This window comes from Halopseudomonas sp. MFKK-1 (genome assembly GCF_027474385.1).
GTDB lineage: Bacteria > Pseudomonadota > Gammaproteobacteria > Pseudomonadales > Pseudomonadaceae > Halopseudomonas > Halopseudomonas aestusnigri.
In genome coordinates this window covers 1,605,454-1,621,310 of record NZ_CP114836.1, presented here as the reverse complement: position 1 = coordinate 1,621,310, position 15,857 = coordinate 1,605,454, and the positions used below count along the sequence as shown (strand labels likewise).

The 15,857-nt window shown below is 62.3% G+C and carries 19 protein-coding genes; 10 read left to right on the top strand and 9 right to left on the bottom strand.

Going from position 1 to position 15,857, the window contains the following annotated elements; translation table 11 throughout:
- Positions 1 to 161: 161 nt before the first annotated feature.
- Entirely contained in the window at positions 162 to 1,049 is an 888-nt protein-coding gene (locus O5O48_RS07540; RefSeq protein WP_269688544.1) for a cache domain-containing protein, read from the top strand.
- Between the two features lie 41 nt (positions 1,050 to 1,090).
- Here the strand turns inward: O5O48_RS07540 and O5O48_RS07535 are convergent, their stop codons facing one another.
- From O5O48_RS07535 to O5O48_RS07520, 4 genes are read right to left on the bottom strand one after another with little or no spacing between them, the layout of a single operon-like run.
- Positions 1,091 to 1,357, bottom strand: a complete 267-nt coding sequence (locus O5O48_RS07535) for a DksA/TraR family C4-type zinc finger protein (RefSeq protein WP_104739396.1) — start codon at positions 1,355 to 1,357, stop codon at positions 1,091 to 1,093.
- 13 nt (positions 1,358 to 1,370) lie between these two features.
- A complete protein-coding gene (locus O5O48_RS07530; RefSeq protein WP_269688543.1) occupies positions 1,371 to 2,132 on the bottom strand; it encodes an SIR2 family NAD-dependent protein deacylase in 762 nt (253 codons plus the stop codon).
- Positions 2,133 to 2,179: 47 nt separating this feature from the next.
- Positions 2,180 to 2,989 (bottom strand): DODA-type extradiol aromatic ring-opening family dioxygenase, encoded by an 810-nt coding sequence (locus O5O48_RS07525; protein WP_269688542.1) that lies wholly within the window; start codon positions 2,987 to 2,989, stop codon positions 2,180 to 2,182.
- A gap of 25 nt (positions 2,990 to 3,014) precedes the next feature.
- A complete protein-coding gene (locus tag O5O48_RS07520; protein ID WP_233048436.1) occupies positions 3,015 to 3,470 on the bottom strand; it encodes a DoxX family protein in 456 nt (151 codons plus the stop codon).
- A gap of 86 nt (positions 3,471 to 3,556) precedes the next feature.
- Between O5O48_RS07520 and O5O48_RS07515 the strand changes: the two genes are divergently transcribed.
- From O5O48_RS07515 to O5O48_RS07505, 3 genes are all read left to right on the top strand, one after another.
- Positions 3,557 to 4,489: a LysR family transcriptional regulator gene (locus O5O48_RS07515; RefSeq protein WP_269688541.1), complete on the top strand. Its 933-nt coding sequence runs from the start codon at positions 3,557 to 3,559 to the stop codon at positions 4,487 to 4,489.
- Between the two features lie 64 nt (positions 4,490 to 4,553).
- Positions 4,554 to 6,467, top strand: a complete 1,914-nt coding sequence (locus O5O48_RS07510) for a DUF294 nucleotidyltransferase-like domain-containing protein (protein WP_269688540.1) — start codon at positions 4,554 to 4,556, stop codon at positions 6,465 to 6,467.
- Positions 6,464 to 7,201, top strand: coding sequence for a 3'-5' exonuclease (locus O5O48_RS07505; protein WP_228246982.1), 738 nt, complete (start codon positions 6,464 to 6,466; stop codon positions 7,199 to 7,201). Before O5O48_RS07510 ends, O5O48_RS07505 begins: the two co-directional genes overlap by 4 nt.
- A 60-nt stretch (positions 7,202 to 7,261) precedes the next feature.
- On the opposite strand, the gene O5O48_RS07500 is transcribed toward O5O48_RS07505, so the two are convergent.
- The 3 genes from O5O48_RS07500 to O5O48_RS07490 form a co-directional block, all read right to left on the bottom strand.
- Positions 7,262 to 8,929, bottom strand: a complete 1,668-nt coding sequence (locus tag O5O48_RS07500; RefSeq protein ID WP_233048440.1) for a BCCT family transporter — start codon at positions 8,927 to 8,929, stop codon at positions 7,262 to 7,264.
- A 259-nt stretch (positions 8,930 to 9,188) separates the two neighbouring features.
- Positions 9,189 to 9,863 carry a TetR family transcriptional regulator gene (locus O5O48_RS07495; protein ID WP_269688539.1) on the bottom strand — a complete coding sequence of 225 codons (675 nt, stop codon included), beginning with the start codon at positions 9,861 to 9,863 and terminating at the stop codon, positions 9,189 to 9,191.
- A gap of 4 nt (positions 9,864 to 9,867) precedes the next feature.
- On the bottom strand, positions 9,868 to 10,062 hold the full coding sequence (locus O5O48_RS07490) for a hypothetical protein (protein WP_088277286.1): 195 nt from the start codon (positions 10,060 to 10,062) through the stop codon (positions 9,868 to 9,870).
- A 105-nt stretch (positions 10,063 to 10,167) separates the two neighbouring features.
- On the opposite strand from O5O48_RS07490, the gene O5O48_RS07485 reads away from it, so the two are divergent.
- Together O5O48_RS07485 and O5O48_RS07480 are read left to right on the top strand one after the other, a co-directional pair.
- Complete coding sequence (locus O5O48_RS07485; protein WP_269688538.1) at positions 10,168 to 11,175, top strand: amidoligase family protein; 1,008 nt, start codon at positions 10,168 to 10,170, stop codon at positions 11,173 to 11,175.
- Positions 11,172 to 11,843, top strand: coding sequence for a gamma-glutamyl-gamma-aminobutyrate hydrolase family protein (locus O5O48_RS07480; protein ID WP_269688537.1), 672 nt, complete (start codon positions 11,172 to 11,174; stop codon positions 11,841 to 11,843). Before O5O48_RS07485 ends, O5O48_RS07480 begins: the two co-directional genes overlap by 4 nt.
- Here the strand turns inward: O5O48_RS07480 and O5O48_RS07475 are convergent.
- Both O5O48_RS07475 and O5O48_RS07470 read right to left on the bottom strand, forming a co-directional pair.
- Positions 11,807 to 12,016, bottom strand: a complete 210-nt coding sequence (locus tag O5O48_RS07475; RefSeq protein ID WP_269688536.1) for a hypothetical protein — start codon at positions 12,014 to 12,016, stop codon at positions 11,807 to 11,809. The two genes, O5O48_RS07480 and O5O48_RS07475, sit on opposite strands and share 37 nt — an antisense overlap.
- A 33-nt stretch (positions 12,017 to 12,049) precedes the next feature.
- A complete protein-coding gene (locus tag O5O48_RS07470; RefSeq protein ID WP_269688535.1) occupies positions 12,050 to 12,790 on the bottom strand; it encodes an AraC family transcriptional regulator ligand-binding domain-containing protein in 741 nt (246 codons plus the stop codon).
- 70 nt (positions 12,791 to 12,860) lie between these two features.
- Between O5O48_RS07470 and O5O48_RS07465 the strand changes: the two genes are divergently transcribed.
- The 4 genes from O5O48_RS07465 to O5O48_RS07450 all read left to right on the top strand — a co-directional run bounded on the left by O5O48_RS07465 (position 12,861) and on the right by O5O48_RS07450 (position 15,856).
- Positions 12,861 to 13,715 (top strand): sterol desaturase family protein, encoded by an 855-nt coding sequence (locus tag O5O48_RS07465; protein ID WP_269688534.1) that lies wholly within the window; start codon positions 12,861 to 12,863, stop codon positions 13,713 to 13,715.
- Positions 13,712 to 14,302 carry an NADPH-dependent FMN reductase gene (locus tag O5O48_RS07460; protein ID WP_269688533.1) on the top strand — a complete coding sequence of 197 codons (591 nt, stop codon included), beginning with the start codon at positions 13,712 to 13,714 and terminating at the stop codon, positions 14,300 to 14,302. Before O5O48_RS07465 ends, O5O48_RS07460 begins: the two co-directional genes overlap by 4 nt.
- Positions 14,303 to 14,399: 97 nt before the next feature.
- Positions 14,400 to 15,359, top strand: coding sequence for a hypothetical protein (locus O5O48_RS07455; RefSeq protein WP_269688532.1), 960 nt, complete (start codon positions 14,400 to 14,402; stop codon positions 15,357 to 15,359).
- Positions 15,356 to 15,856, top strand: a complete 501-nt coding sequence (locus tag O5O48_RS07450) for an NUDIX hydrolase (RefSeq protein ID WP_228246964.1) — start codon at positions 15,356 to 15,358, stop codon at positions 15,854 to 15,856. Before O5O48_RS07455 ends, O5O48_RS07450 begins: the two co-directional genes overlap by 4 nt.
- Position 15,857 lies beyond the last annotated feature (1 nt).

Sequence of the window (15,857 nt, the reverse complement as noted above, 5' to 3'; positions counted from 1 at the left end):
TCAGAGGGCTCGGACTTGGGTCAGCCAGTAAACTGGAGCGGCCAACTGATCTGATGTTGACCCCGGACAATATCAGCCCGCTCGACAGCCCCCAGTATCCACCTAAGCTGAGGAAGGACAATTGCGTCCAAGCGACAACAACATCCCGCAGAGGAATGCTTATGAACTTCAAGAATCCGGTCATGATTGCTGCTCTGACCCTGGCAGCACTGTGCCCGCCGGCCTTCGCCACTTCGCCCACTCCGCCCCCACCGTCGGCCGAACCAGGTTACGAACAGCAGGCAGCCAGCGCTGCCCAACTGCTGCAAAAGGCGATTGCTGCCTATCGCGAGGAAGGCAACGCGGCTTTTGCCCGTTTCAGCCGCCAGGGCGAATTTATCGATGGCGACCAGTACGTTTACGTGGTCGACGAGAACGGCTACATGCTGGCCAGTGGCGGCCCGTCGGCGGCCCTGATCGGTCGTGATATCACGCCGCTGCTGGACCCGGAACTGAAGGAAGCCTTCAACTCGGCTCTGCAGGCACCGGAATCAGACACGGTGTCGAGCGCCGAATACCGCTGGATGAACTGGAACGACGGCAAGGTGGAACGCAAGCAGGTGTTCTATCAGAAGGTCGACGGAAAGACCTTCGCCGTTGGCTATTACCTGCCACGTTCCAGCGAAGCTGCTGCCAAGGCACTGCTGGATGACGCGGCTGCCGCGATCGCAGACGATGCAGAGGCTACCATCGCCCGAATCAATCGACTGGACCCCGAGTTCAACCGGGACGACCTGTATGTATTCGTGGTGGATATGGACAGCATGAGCATGGTGGCGCACGGCTATAGCCGGCGTTTGCTCAACATTCACTTCCCGGATCTGAAAAACCGCGACGGCCTGCGCGTCGGCCAACAGATTCTGGATGCTGTAGAGGCCGGTGAAGACAGCGTCACCTACACCTGGCCCAACCCGGTAACCGAGCGGCCGGAAGAGAAGAAGACCCTGATCCGCAAGGTCGGCAACTATCTGGTTGCGGTGGGTTACTACCAGGAGCCGGTAACCGAGTAAGCCTGACAGGCTGGTGGCGCCCGCCATCAGCCTGCTTGCAGCTAGCGCAGCTGACTGTCCTTGCTGGCGCTGCGGTTATAGCCGGAGTCAAACCGGGCGTCTTTCTCCTGCTCTGCCTGACAGGCCAGACACAGGCGCACACCCGGCAACGCCTGACGACGACGCTCGGCAATCGGCTCCCCACAGTGCTCACAGTGACTCAGACTTTCGCCCTTGGGCAAATCCTGCCGGGCGCGCTCGACAGCGGAATCGAGTGTCGCGTCGATCTGCTCCTGTACCGCTCCGTCCTGTGCCCAGCCACTGGCCATGATGCCTCCCGCTTTACTCGTCGAAAGCCGCTTGCAACAACGATGGCAGCACTTCGCCGGCCGCGCCAGCCAACAGCCATTCATGCTGACCACCCAACGCCTGCGGCTGCGGGTTGACGTGAACCACGGCCGCCCCGGCCTGCAGCGCAATTTCCGGCACCTGCGCAGCTGGATAGACCACGCCGGAGGTGCCAACCGAGAGCAGCAGATCACAATCAGCAGCCGCCGCAAAGGCCGCTTCGAGCGCATCGACCGGCAGGCTCTCGCCAAACCAGACCACGCCGGGCCGGACCAGACCGCCGCACTGCTTGCAACGTGGCGGCGCAAGACGCCGACCTTCGGCAGGTTCTAACGGTGGTTCGGACGGCATGCTGAATGGCGAAGCACACCGACTGCACCGCGGCTGATGCAGGCTGCCATGCAGGTGCAACGCATCGGCACTGCCGGCGCGCTCGTGCAGGTCGTCCACATTCTGGGTGACCAGCGTCAGCTTCGGCACCCGCTTTGCCAGCTCGGCAATCGCCAGATGGCCCGGGTTGGGCTGGGTGCTCAGCACCTGCATGCGCCGCCACTCGTACCAGCCCCAGACCAGCTCCGGGTCATCCTCGAAAGCCTCGGGCGTTGCCAGGCGCATGGGATCAAACCGCGACCAGAGCCCGCTCAGCGCATCGCGGAAGGTGGCAATACCGCTCTCCGCCGACACCCCGGCACCGGTGAACACCACCACATGCTGCGCATCACGCAGCCGCGCCAGCAAGCCCTGATCAAACGTCATCACCGCGCCTCCATAACCCGTAGCCGTCATCGTGCACCAGGGCGGAGTCAGTCGGCAAATACAAAGCCGGCCAGCGGTACGCCCATCGCAACCTGATGAAAGTCAGTGCGACCGGGGCTGTCAGCAGCAGCGCCTGCCACCACATGCAGCGGCAGCAGATGCTCGGCATCAGGGTGCGCCAGCCGTGCGCCCGGCGCCTGCTGCCAGCCTGCCAGCGCAGCATCGCGCTCGGCCTGCGGCAGCACGATCATGTTCTGCAGCCAGCGATCAAAGGCCTCGACCGCCGGCGCCGGCGTCGCCAGATTGGCGCGCATCAGCGGGATATTGTGAAAGCTCATGCCACTGCCGACGATCAGCACACCCTGCTCGCGCAGCGGCGCCAGCACGCGGCCCAACTCCAGATGGGCCTGCGGGTCCATATCGGCCCGCAGCGACAACTGCAGCACCGGCATATCGGCCTCGGGCCGCACCAGCTTGAGCGGGATAAAGACCCCGTGATCAAACCCTCGACGGTGGTTGAACGCAGTATCGAAACCCGCTTTGCCCAGCAGCTCGGCGACCTCAGCTGCCAGCTCCGGCGCGCCCGGCGCGGGCCAGGTCAGCTGGTAGGTGTGCGGCGGAAAGCCGTAGTAGTCAAACAACAGGCCGGGGGCGGCCTGGGTATTCAGGGTAAAGACCGGTTCTTCCCAGTGGGCCGAGATCACCAGCAGGGCGCGGGGAGCCACATTCAGGCTCGGCAGCAGATTGCGCAACCAGGCTTCCATGCCCTGCCAGGTGTCGGCCGGTTCCCACTCCATGAAGAAGCAGGGACCGGCGCCATGGGGAAGAAAGACCGTCGGCAGTCGATTGGCAGACATCATTCGTCCTCCATCCGGTCAATGATCAGATACGCAGACCCAGGCGGGCATCCAGGGAGAAACGGTCACCACCGCGCAGGAAGATACCGAAGGCAGTCAGTGCCCACAGCAGCGGGTATTCGATTCCGCCATTGGTCCAGAAGAAGCCATTGGCCGTGTGCACAGTCAGCGCTACGCCGAGCATGAAGGTGACCGCCAGCGCTGCCGGACGGGTCAGCAGGCCAAGAACCAGTGCCAAACCACCAAAGAACTCGACCAGGCCCGCCAGCAGCGCAAACAGAATCCCGGGTGACATGCCCAGCGAACCTTCAAAGAACTGGCCGGTTGCTTCCAGACCGTAGCCGCCAAACCAGCCAAACAGCTTCTGCGCGCCGTGCGGCATCAGCATCAGACCGGCGGTAATACGAATCAGCGGATAGCCCAGCGGGGCCAGACGTTCAAAAATGGCCAGGCCGGGGGTAGCTGTGTGTTGGTTGCTCATGATGTGTCTCCAAAGGTTGCGTTGAGTTGATGGAGAGCAGAGTATGTTGGTTTCCAAAACGAAAGAAGACTGCAAAAAGGGAACCCATGGTTAACAAATCGGAAACCTTGGGCGGATCACTCGAAGACCTGTACGCCTTTTGCGCTGTCATCGAGTTTGGCACTCTTTCCGCCGCCGCCCGTGAACGGGGAGAAACCAAAGGCAGTATCAGCCGCCGCCTGTCGCGCCTGGAGCAACGCCTCGGCGTCGCCCTGCTGGCGCGCACCCCTCGGTCGGTATCGGCAACCGAGGAAGGCACCACGTTCTATCTGAAGGCCCGCGACGCCCTGACCTTGCTGGCCGACGCCAGCGCCAGCGCCCGCGCCGCGCAGGACGTGCCAGCCGGTCATCTGCGCCTGACCGCACCGCTGGACCTGGGAGTTGGCGTGTTGCCGTTGCTGCTTACACGGTTCCGCGCGCAGTATCCGCAAATCGACATCGAGCTGCTGCTGACCGACACCCCACTGGACCTCAGCGCCCATCGTATCGATCTGGCCCTGCGCGCTACGCCGGGCAACCTGCCGGACATGAGCTATCGCGCCTCTGCGCTGGTGAACTTCCGCATCGGGCTGTATTGCTCACCAGGCTATCTCGCTGAACGCGAGCCGCCGAGCCAGCCTGCCCACCTGGCCGGGCATCAATTGCTGGCCTGTCGTGAGCGGGTCGGCGCAACAACCCTGCTGCTGAACGACAGTCGCGGGCATGGGACCAGCCTGACCCTGAAGCCGGTCATGCGCACCAGCGACTACGCCAGTGCCCACCAACTGCTGTGCAACGGCGCTGGTATCGGCCCCCTGCCGGACCTGATTGCCCGCCAGAGTCTGGCCCGCGGCGAGCTGGTACCGATTCTTGCCGACTGGCAGGTAGCAACCGGAACCCTTTACGCAATCACTCTCAGCGGCGCTCAGGCCCCCGCCAGGGTGCGGTTGTTCCGCGAGTTTCTGCGCAAAGAGCTGACAACCCTGCAGCAACCGACCTGACCGCTGGCGCCATAGCCATTACACTGGCAACAGCTGCACTCCCCACACCCGAACCGGATGCCACATGCAGATTGAACTGATCGAGATTCGCGACCACCTGAGCCGCTTCCCGCCGTTCGACGAGCTGCCCGAGGAGCTGCTGGACGAGATTGCCCGGCAGGTCGAGATCGGCTACTTCAAGGCGGGAACAGATATTCTTGCCTTTAATCAGGAAATTCACGAGCTGCACTACATCCGCAGCGGCGCGGTCGATATCTTTCGCCGCGGTGGCGATCTCTACAACCGCCTGGGCGAAGGCGATATTTTCGGCCATTTCGGCCTGCTGCGACGCAACCGTGTGCGCTTTCCAGCCCGCGCTATCGAAGACACGCTGATTTACTACATCCCCGGCACGCTGTTCGACCAACTTTGTGAACAGCATGAGCACTTTGCCGACTTTGTCGAAGCCGAGGGCCAGTCACGTCTGAAAGCCGCAGTCGAAAACGGCCGCGCCAGCGAGCTGATGAAGATCAAGGTGCGCAAGCTGATATCCCGCCTGCCGGTCACCGTACCGCTGAACACCAGCGTGCAGGAGGCTGCGCAGGTCATGACGGCGCAAAGCGTGTCATCGCTGGTAGTCGTGGACCCGCACAGCCAGTGGCCCAATCCGGATCGCGTTCCGGTAGCCGATGCCCAGCACGGGGTGATGGTCGGCATCATTACCGACCGCGACTTCCGCACCCGGGTACTGGCCGAAGGCTTGCCACTGGACACGCCGGTCAGCGCGGTCATGTCACCCAACCCGATTACCGTTCAGGGTGACGACACCGTGTTTGAAGCCATGCTCAGCATGCTGCGCAACAATATCCACCATCTGCCGGTGGTCAAGCGTCGTCGCCCGATCGGACTGATCAACCTGAGCGACATCATCAAGTACGAATCCCAGAGCAGCCTTTATCTTGTCAGTGCGATTTACAACAAGAAATCGGTAGCCGAGTTGCAGGCCCTGCTGCCCGATGTGCGCGCCACCTTCGTGCGCATGGCCCGCGATGAAGCCAGCGCACACATGATCGGCAGTGCCATGTCGGGCATTGGTCGCAGCTTCAGCCAGCGTCTGCTGGAGCTGGCCGAAGACGAACTCGGCCCGCCGCCGGTCCCATACGCCTTTATGGCGCTCGGCTCCATGGCGCGGGACGAGCAGCTGGTCGTATCCGATCAGGACAACGCGCTGGTACTGGACGACAGCTTCGACCCGGCCCTGCATGACGATTACTTTTTCAAACTGGCCACCTTCGTCAGCGATGGCCTGGCCGCCTGCGGCTACACCTATTGCAAGGGCGGCATCATGGCGACCAACCCGAAATGGCGCCAGCCGCTGTCGGTCTGGCGCAAATACTTTATCGACTGGATCGAGCGCCCCAAGGCAGAGGCCCTGCTCAACAGTTGCATTTTCTTCGATCTGGATGCGGTCTATGGCGAGTCAGCACTGGTGGAAGAGCTGCAGGAATTGCTGGCAGAGCGCGCCAGCAGCAACGAGCCCTTTCTCGCAGCCCTTGCCCGCAATGCGCTGAACCGCACGCCACCATTGGGCATCTTTCGTACCTTCGTGATGGAGAAGGACGGCCGTCAACGCGATGTAATCAACCTCAAGCGCCGCGGCACCGCGCCACTGACCGATCTGATCCGAGTGCATGCACTGGCCTGTGGCTCACGGGCGCAGAACTCGTTCGAGCGACTGGATGCCATCGCCGCCACCAAGTTGATGCCGCCGGAATCACTGGAGCGGCTGCGCTATGCGCTGGAGTTCCTGTCGCTGGTACGCATCCGCCACCAGGCCATGGATATCGAGGACGGCATCGAACCGGACAACGAAATTGAGCCGGAAAAGGTACCCACCGTCGAGCGGCACAACCTCAAGGAAGCCTTTCAGGTGCTGAGTAACGCCCAGAAGTTCCTGCGCTTTCGCTACCCGCACCTGCCGGTCACCCGCACCCTATGATCCGCTTCAACCCCGCCGCCAACGCCGTCGACACGCGCACGCCTGAGTGGCCGACCGAGCTGGCCAGACTGGCCGAACGCAGCAGCCAGCCCGGCTTGCAGGCGTACTACCGCGCCGGCTGCCCTGCTGGTGACACGCCGCTGGAAGAGGTGCCGCTGGCGGCACTGGATATCGAAACCACTGGCCTGGATGCACGCCGTGATGCCATCGTCAGCATCGGACTGATGCCCTTCAACCTGCAGCGTATCCGCTGTCGCGAGGCCTTCTACGAGGTGGTAAAACCCGACATTCCGCTGAGCGAGGAGTCAATCACCTACCACCGCATCACCCACTCTGATATTCGCCAGGCGTCAGACCCTGCCAGCACCCTGAACCGCCTGCTGGAGGCCATGGCCGGGCGCATCATGGTGGTTCACTACCGGGCACTGGAACGCGCCTTTCTTGATCGAGCTGCCCGTCAGTATCTGGGTGAGCCGCTGTTTTTCCCGGTTATTGATACCATGCAGCTCGAAGCCCGAATGCACCGCGGCAGCGCCCAGCCCGGATGGCTGGCCCGCCTGTTCGGACGCGAGATCGAATCCATCCGCCTGGCGGACAGCCGCCAGCGCTACGGTCTGCCGCACTACCACGCCCACCACGCGCTGACCGATGCGCTGGCGACCGCTGAGCTGCTGCAGGCGCAAGTACTGACCCACTATCGGCCAGACACCCCGCTACGCGAACTCTGGTATTGAATAGGCAAACAAAAAAAGCCGCTCCCTGCCAGGGGAGCGGCCTTATCCGGCAGACGGCGATCAGCGCGGTTCGCTCATCAGCCCCTTGATGATCGCGATACAGCCAACCAGCAGCACGATGGTAAACGGCAGCCCGGTCGACACCGACATCGCCTGCAGCGCCGCCAGGCCACCACCCAGCAGCAGCGCGATCGCAACCACGCCTTCACTGATGACCCAGAACACCCGCTGCGGCACCGGCGCATTGACCTTGCCACCGGCGGTGATGGTGTCGATCACCAGCGATCCGGAGTCGGACGAGGTAACGAAGAACACAATGACCAGTACGATGCCGACAAAGGAGGTAATCGCGGTCAGAGGCAACTCTCCAAGCATGGCGAACAGCTTCAGCTCAAGCGCGGCGTCCTGTACGCCGGTGAACCCATCGGCCACGAACTGACCGATTGCGGTACCGCCAAAGGCCGTCATCCACAGTACCGACACCAGTGAAGGTACCAGCAACACCGCAATCAGGAACTCACGCACGGTGCGACCGCGGCTGACCCGAGCGATAAACATGCCGACAAAGGGCGACCAACTGATCCACCAGGCCCAGTAAAAGGCAGTCCAGCCCTGGGTAAAGTTGGCATCCTCACGGCCAACCGGGTTTGACAGTGCCGGCAGGTTGGCAAGATACGCCAGCAGATTGTCGAAAAAGCCGGTGGCAATGGCCAGCGTCGGGCCGACAATGATGACAAAGCCCATCAGCACGATGGCCAGTACCATGTTGATCTCCGACAGGCGCTTGACCCCCTTGTCCAGACCGGCGACAACCGAAAGCAGGGCCAGACCGGTGATCCCGGTAATCAGCAGCACCTTGGTGACATTGCCGGAGCCAACGTCAAACAGGTAATGCAGACCGGCAGTTGCCTGCTCGGCACCGAAGCCTAGTGATGTCGCCAGACCAAACAGCGTCGCGAAGACCGCCAGGGTGTCAATGACGTGCCCCGGCCAGCCCCAGACCCGCTCCCCGAGAATCGGGTAGAAGATCGAGCGAATGGTCAACGGCAGCCCCTTGTTGAAAGAGAACAGCGCCAGCGCCAGCGCCACCACCGCATAGATCGCCCAGGGGTGCAGCCCCCAGTGGAAAATGGTCGCCGCCATCCCCAGGCGCGCTGCTGCCTCGGTATCGCCTGCGGCGGCACCCAGCGGCGCCCAGTCGGTACGCAGGCCGTCCTCGCCAACTGAGACCCCGCCCAGCGATGAAGAGAAGTGCGACATCGGCTCGGATACGCCGTAAAACATCAAACCAATCCCCATGCCGGCAGCGAACAGCATGGAAAACCAGCCGAGGTAGCCGTAATCGGGTTTGGCCTCCATACCGCCAAGACGCACCTTGCCCAGCGGCGAGACGATCAAGCCGAGGCAGAGGATGACGAATATGTTGGCGGCACCGATGAAAAACCACGCCAGATTGCCAGTCAGCCAGTTGCGCAGGGCGGTAAACAGCGGCGCCACTTCGGTCTGCAGTGCCAGGGTCAGCACCACAAACAGCACGACCGAGAGCGCTGAAATGATGAAGACCTTGCCGTGGATATCCAGGTTCAGCACAAAGCTGCCGGAAATGTTGTCCTGACCAATTACGTAGTCGGTATCGATCAGGTTGGCATCACCGGTCGGCGCCGGGATACCGTCATGGCCGATTGGATCGGCGTTAGAGTCGTGCTCGTTCAATGGTTCTCTTGCCATCTAAAGATGCTCCGATACTTCAGTGCGGGCTATGCCCGATGACGTGTCGACGGCACCGCAATAACGGCGCAGCGACACCAATTGACAGCCCCTAAAGGCAGTGAGGTGCACACCACAAAGACACCACAAAGGGTGTGCAGCAAAAACATCCAATCCGCCAGGCGGCCGTGTCAATGCGAAGCGCTTTCCCAACAAAAGCAGCACAATGATAGCCAGTTGACAGGAATTAGTGAAATCGGCGGGACAATCAACAGCCTGTTCAGGGGCGCAATTCACCCTGGTCAAGCAGGCTGACGGCACCACGGAACAGCATCAGTACCTGCTCCTCTGCCAGCGCAAGAATGTCGCTACGGCGCGCAGGGTCACCCAGATAATCAAGCGACTGATAGAGCATGTTGCGGTTGACCATGCCAGCAACCCGGCGCAGCTGCGCCGGACTGACCCGCTCAGGAATCAGCCGCAGCTCGCGAATATCCTCGGCCATATCGTCGGCAAACTCGTCCATCTGCCGACGCAACTCCTCGCGCAGCAACGCCGAGGGCCCATGCAGCTCGCGCAGGGCGATCAGCACCCGATCGCGATGGGTGTGCACGTAATCGAAATACAGTCGCAGCGTCTGCCGACACACAGCGCGCCCCTTGCTTACACCCGGCTCGCCGGTACCCTGCTCGACCTCGGTCGCTGCCTGACGACGCAGGGCTTGCAGCGCCGAGCGCAACTCGCTTTTGGACTGTCTCAGCAACTGCAGGCCGAGGTCTTCCATATCACGGAAGTGACGGTAGAAGGTATTGGGATTGAGACCCGCCTCACGGGCAAGTTCGCGCAACCCCAGACTGGTCACACACCGGCTGCTGGCGGCCAGGCGCTCGGCGGCATCAAGCAGCGCCCGCTTGCCGGGCGGCTCGGCATGTTTCTTCGGTTCTGTGCTGGCCACCACCTCAGTTGCCCGGTGCGGACCTCAGAATCGCCAGCACCTGACGGTTGGACAGGCCATACTCATCCATGAGTGCCCGCAGGGCATCGTTAAAGGCCAGCTCCTGCTGCAACCCGGAGTCCTGCTTCATCTTTTCCAGCTGGGCCAGCTGGGCGGCCAATTGACGCTCGGCGGCGCGAAACTCGGAAAGCTTGCTCATGTCATACCTGTGTGAGTGGATACAAGAGAACCAACGACGAGAATACTACACCAGTTCAGCGCAAACGCCCTGTCGCCACCGCTGAGCAACGCAAAGGAGTACGCCATGGATGACAGTCCCCTCGCACTGGTCATGCCCCCAAGACAGCAGACCGCAGAGGGAGCGCAGCGTCGCGTCGGCGTTGAGCTGGAGATGAACGGCATCGATCTGGACCGGTTGAGCACGCTGGTCGCTGCCAGAGGCGGCTATCGAATCGAACAGCCAGGCCGCTGCGAGCGACGCCTGACCGGTGACCCGGCTGGCGACTGGGTGGTTGAGCTGGACTCGCAGTGGATCAAGAAAATCGGCCGTGAGCCGCGACCGCAGGGTGACGAGTCGGCAGAACTTCTCGGTTCGGCCGAGGATGCCCTGATCTGGATGGCTGAATCGCTGGTGCCGGTCGAGCTGGTTAGCCCGCCGTTGCCGCTGGACCGCCTGGACGAGATCAACGAGCTGATCCACCAGCTGCGCGAGGCAGGAGCCAAGGGCACCAGCGACCGCCTTACCAACGCCTTCGGCATGCAGTTCAATCCGGAAATTCCGGACGCCGACAGCCGCACCCTGTGTGCCTATCTGAAGGCCTTTCTGTGTCTCTACGACTGGATGAACGAGCGGGCGCAAGTAAACCTGACGCGCCGTATCACGACCTACGTTGATCCGTTCCCGGCCGATTACGTCAGCCTGGTTACCGACCCCGACTACTGGCCCGACCATGCCCAGTTGATAGACGACTACCTGAAGCACAACCCGACCCGCAACCGTGCGCTGGATATGCTGCCACTGTTTCGTCATCTGGACGAGGAACGGGTGCTCGCCTGCACCCAGGACCCGCTGATCAAGGCCAGGCCGACCTTTCACTACCGGCTGCCGGACTGCCGCATTGATGAGCCCGACTGGGATATGACCGAGGCCTGGAACGACTGGCTCGAGGTCGAGAAACTGGCGGCCGATCATGAGCGCCTGCAAGGCTGCTGCAAGGCCTATCAGCAGTGGCAGCAACAGGGGCTGGGCCGACTGCTGGACAGCTGGCCACGGCAGCTGGAACGTGACTGGCTGCAAAAGGATACGGCATGAAGAAGCCCGTGATCGCCATCACCGGCCCAGACCGCGGCGCCACAGGGCCACGCTTTCTGGTGGCCTGGGCGATACGCCGCTATGGCGGCATCCCGCTGCAGCTCAGGCCTGGCGACGAAGAGCGCGCACAACGCTATCAGGGCGTGGTCATTACCGGCGGGCACGACATTGACCCGGTACTCTACGCCGCCGAGCCCGAGGTCAAGCCACGCTACGACGGCGCCCGGGACCGCCTCGAGTCCGCCGTCATCGACCATGCCCTCAGCCACGGGCTGCCGCTGCTGGGCATCTGCCGCGGCGCACAGCTGCTCAACGTGCGCTGCGGCGGCAACCTGTTTCAGGACCTGCGCTCACGACGCAAGCTGACCTCGCATCGACGTACCGTGCTGCCGCTGAAAACGCTCTGCGTGGAGCCGGACAGCCATCTGGCACGCCTGCTGGGCCGCCAGCGGGCTCGGATCAACAGCCTGCACAACCAGGCGATCAATCGGGTGGGTGATGGCCTGGTCATCAGCGCCCGGGATCTGGACCAGATTCCCCAGGCCATCGAGGCGCCGGGGCGCAGCTTTGTTATCGGCGTGCAGTGGCACCCGGAGTTTCTGCTGTTCCTGCAGCGTCAGAGACGCCTGTTTCAGGCGCTGGTGTCAGCCGCCAAGGAGCTGACCTGAGGCTGCCAGCGCTTGCGCGCGTGCAGGTAGGCGGCGGTGTCACCATAACCCAGCCGGTCCGCAATCTGCGCCCGGGTCAGCCCCTGCAGGGCCAGGTACTGATCCAGTTCGGCGCGCACCAGGTCCAGCAACTGACGAAAATTCAGGCCCTGATCCTGAAGACGTCGGCGCAATGTTCGAGTGCTCAGATGCAAAGCCGGCGCGACCTATTCCAGCGACACCTGCACCCCGTCCAGCAGACCACGACGAACCAGCGCCGCCACCTGCCCGGCCGTACCGCCAAATTGTTGCTGCTGCGCCAGGCGTCGGTCCAGCTCGCAACACACCAGCTCAAACATCGCCCGGTTGGCACCGGGATGGGCGTGCTGCATGTCCGCGTCGCTAAACCACAACTGATTCTCGGCAGCGGCAAACTCCACGCACTCGCCCAGCGCCGGCCGATAGGCCTCGTGATAGTCCGGTTTCCGGTGACGCAGACACACCCGTACCGGCGTCAGCGCGATCTGAGCCGCTGCCCGCATCTGGGTTACCGCCATATTCATGTAGTGCTCGACCAGATAGCGCTCCAGCCCGGCTGCTGCATGCACCCGAATGCTGACCCCGGTCATGCCGTCGGCCTTCACCGACCGGATCGAGTCCATGGACGAGGCCAATGACTGGTAGCGCACCCAGCAGTCCAGCGACTGCTGCGGGTTGGCTGCGTAGAAGCCAAGGCAGGCCAGCACATGCCAGTCCTGCGGAGTAAACAGCGAGAACAGATGCAGGCCAATGGCCGGATCATGCTCTGCCGCCCTGTGCCAGAGCTGCTCAAGCGCCACCAGATCGAAATCGTCACGGTCGCCACGCTCGTGCAGGAAACGCTGCAAGACCTTGCCAAGTGGGCCGTGATGAAAGCGCTGAATCGACACCTTGGCCGATTCAACCCTGTTTTTGTCCTCTGCACGCATGTTGGACCGATCCGATTTGGATTCTTATTGGCTGGAAGTCGAGTCAATCAAACCGCCCGCAGAGGTTAGCATGGAAACAATAACAACAAGCCTGAACCCCGCCGTCATCGTCGCCGGGATCTTTTTCTCCTTCATCCTGCTTGAGCTCATCCTCGGCCGCTTTTTCCAGCCGGCCGGTCAGCGCCGTGACGCGCTGATCGAGATCATCGGTTCAACGCTGCTGCTCGGCGTAACCGTTCCGTTCATTACGTTCGCCAGCGGCGCGATCATGGGCACACTGGCCCCCGAGTGGAAAGGTGCCCTGAGCGGGATTCCGTGGCTGGCCGGCTTCGCCCTGTTTCTGCTGTTCGATGACATGACCCAGTACTGGTGGCATCGCCTCGCACACAAGGTGCCGTTCCTCTATGACCTGCACCGAGCGCACCACTCGGCCAGGTACATGAGCATCCGCATCGTCTACCGCAACAACAGCTTCTACTACCTGCTGATGCCCGGTATCTGGTTCTCGGGCATCCTCATCTATCTGGGCCTGGCACACGTCTACTTTGTGTATCTGATTCTCAAGATGTGCGTTATCTACGGCGCCCACAGCAGCGTGCCGTGGGACGCCAAGCTGTATCAGTTCAAGTGGCTGACGCCGGTCATGTGGGTCGTCGAGCGCACCATCTCCACCCCCTCCACCCACTCTGCTCACCACGGACTGAGTGCCGAGGATGGCGTAACCAACTACAAGGGCAACTTCGGCAACCTGCTGTTCTTCTGGGACATTCTGTTCGGCACCGCCAAGATCACCCGTCGCCGGCCGCCCAAGTACGGCATCGAGAACCTCGGCCCGGTCAGCTGGACGCAGGAGCTGTTCTGGCCGCTGGTACGCAAGCCCAAAGCCAAAGCCACACCCGAACTCAATCCTGAGGTAAGCCAATGAGTCGTCATATTGCCCTGATCGCCGGTTCCAGCCAGCAAAACAGCCAGAGCGCCAAGGTGGCGTACTGGCTGGCCGCCAGCCTGCAAGCCAGGGACTGCGAAACCAGTGTCATCGAACTCGGCCAGCAGCCACTGCCGCTGTGGCCCGAAGCTGACAGCAACGGCGTCTGGCCGGCGATTTCTGCGACCCTGCGCAGCGCCGACGCGCTGGCTGTCATCAGCCCGGAATGGCACGGCATGGCCAGCCCGGCACTGAAAAACCTGTTCATGTACGCCGGTCGCGCCGAACTGGCGCACAAACCGGCGCTGCTGGTCGGCGTCTCCGGCGGCCAGGGCGGCAGCTACCCACTGGCCGAGCTGCGCGCCTCCAGTTACAAGAACTGTCGCATCTGCTACCTGCCGGAGCACCTGATCGTGCGCAACGTGGAGCAGGTCATGAATCCGGGCGAACCGACCAGCGAAGACGACCTGCGCATCCGCGCCCGCGCCGACTGGGCCATGGACCTGCTGCTCGATTACGCCGAGGCGCTGGCGCCGCTGCATGCGCGTCATCGCAACCCGCCAACAGAGTGGATGAACGGCATGTAAGCGTTTGAAAAACAGTTGAAAAGCGCCAGCAGCCAGATCGCTCCCGGAGACAAAGGTCGCTATGATGGCACGCGACTGTCCGAGGAGATGGAACACCGTGCTGTTCAAGGAAAAACTGCTGCTGGCCAACTGTGACTCGGTGCACGCCCACGGCCACGAAGAGTTGCGCAAACGCTTTCTGACCGGCCTGGCCTTTGCTGATGGAGTGGTACTGCCACCCAACACCCTGATCGACAACCTTGAGCTGGCCAACGCCCTCGGCCAGATGAACGTGATCAAGTACCTCAACGAAGAGGGCAAGGGCAAATTTGTTATCCGCGGCTTCGGCCTGTCGCGCTTCGCCACGTTGCAGGAGTACTACGATGCCCTGCCCGACAACTTCATTCTGTCCAGCCTGCCGGGTCGCCCGCGCAAGGGGGAGCTGGACCGGCAACAGCGCACGGTCATGGCCGAGCGCCTGCGCAAACTGCAGGCCGCGCTGAGCGAACTGCAGCCGGTGCTGGACGACGTCAGTGTGCCCCGCGAGGCACTGCAGCAGGAAGTCTTGCGCCGCCTGGACACCCTGCCCGGCTCCGGCGGCTACTTTGAGCATGACGGCGACTACCAGCTGTTCAGGCTCGGCGGGCTGAGCAAATATTCGCGCTCGGACTGGTACCTGTATGCCGAGCAGTTTTTCCGTGAGCGCGGTCAGGCAGGGCTTGAGGCGCTGCGCTTCGAGTTGATCGACCCGGCCTACAATTCACTGTTCGCCAAGGCGTCCGAGGGCTTTTTGCAGGACAACATTCGGTTTCTGCAGGGCGTTCCCGAGCAGGTGCTCGATTCCAGCATTGCCTTCAAGGCCCTGCGCAGGGAAATTGAACTGGTTCAGTACCCGATCAAGGTGTTCAACTTCATCTCGAGTCTGGGCGCAGGCGAGGTAATCAAGTTCCTCACCGACGAGGCACTCGACTATCTTGAGGACAAGATGATGGAAACCGGCGAGTCCTATATGACCCGCCGCAACTGGTTTGGGTTGTATCCGCGCATGCGCAGCTTCATGGGCCTGGAGATCAAATGAGCACGGTTTACGAGAACCCCTGGTTCAAGGTTGTCCGGGAGGAGGGCTTTCACTGGGTTGAGGAAAGTGGCGCAAACAACGGCGCGGCGGTGCTCGCGGTGGTGGATGCACGGAAGGCACTGCTGGTCCGCGTGAAGCGCCCGGCCCAAGGCGAGCAGGTCATGCTGGAAATACCCCGTGGTTATGGCGAGTCAGGCGAAAGCAGCCTGCAATGCGCCTGCCGAGAGCTGCACGAAGAAACCGGTTACCGCGCCACACCAGAGCAATTGACACGACTTGGTCGCTATCGTCCCAACTCGGCGATTCTGGCCAGTTGCGTCGACCTTTATCTCGCCGAGCTGACCTCCACCGATCTGGTTGGCAGCCCCGACGGCGAGGTACTCGCTGTCGAAGCCGTGCCCTTGGACGATCTGCCGGCGCTGCTGCAAGACGGCACGCTGGACGACGGCTTCACCCTGGCGGCACTGGCACACTACTTCGCCCGCGCACAGGGCTGAG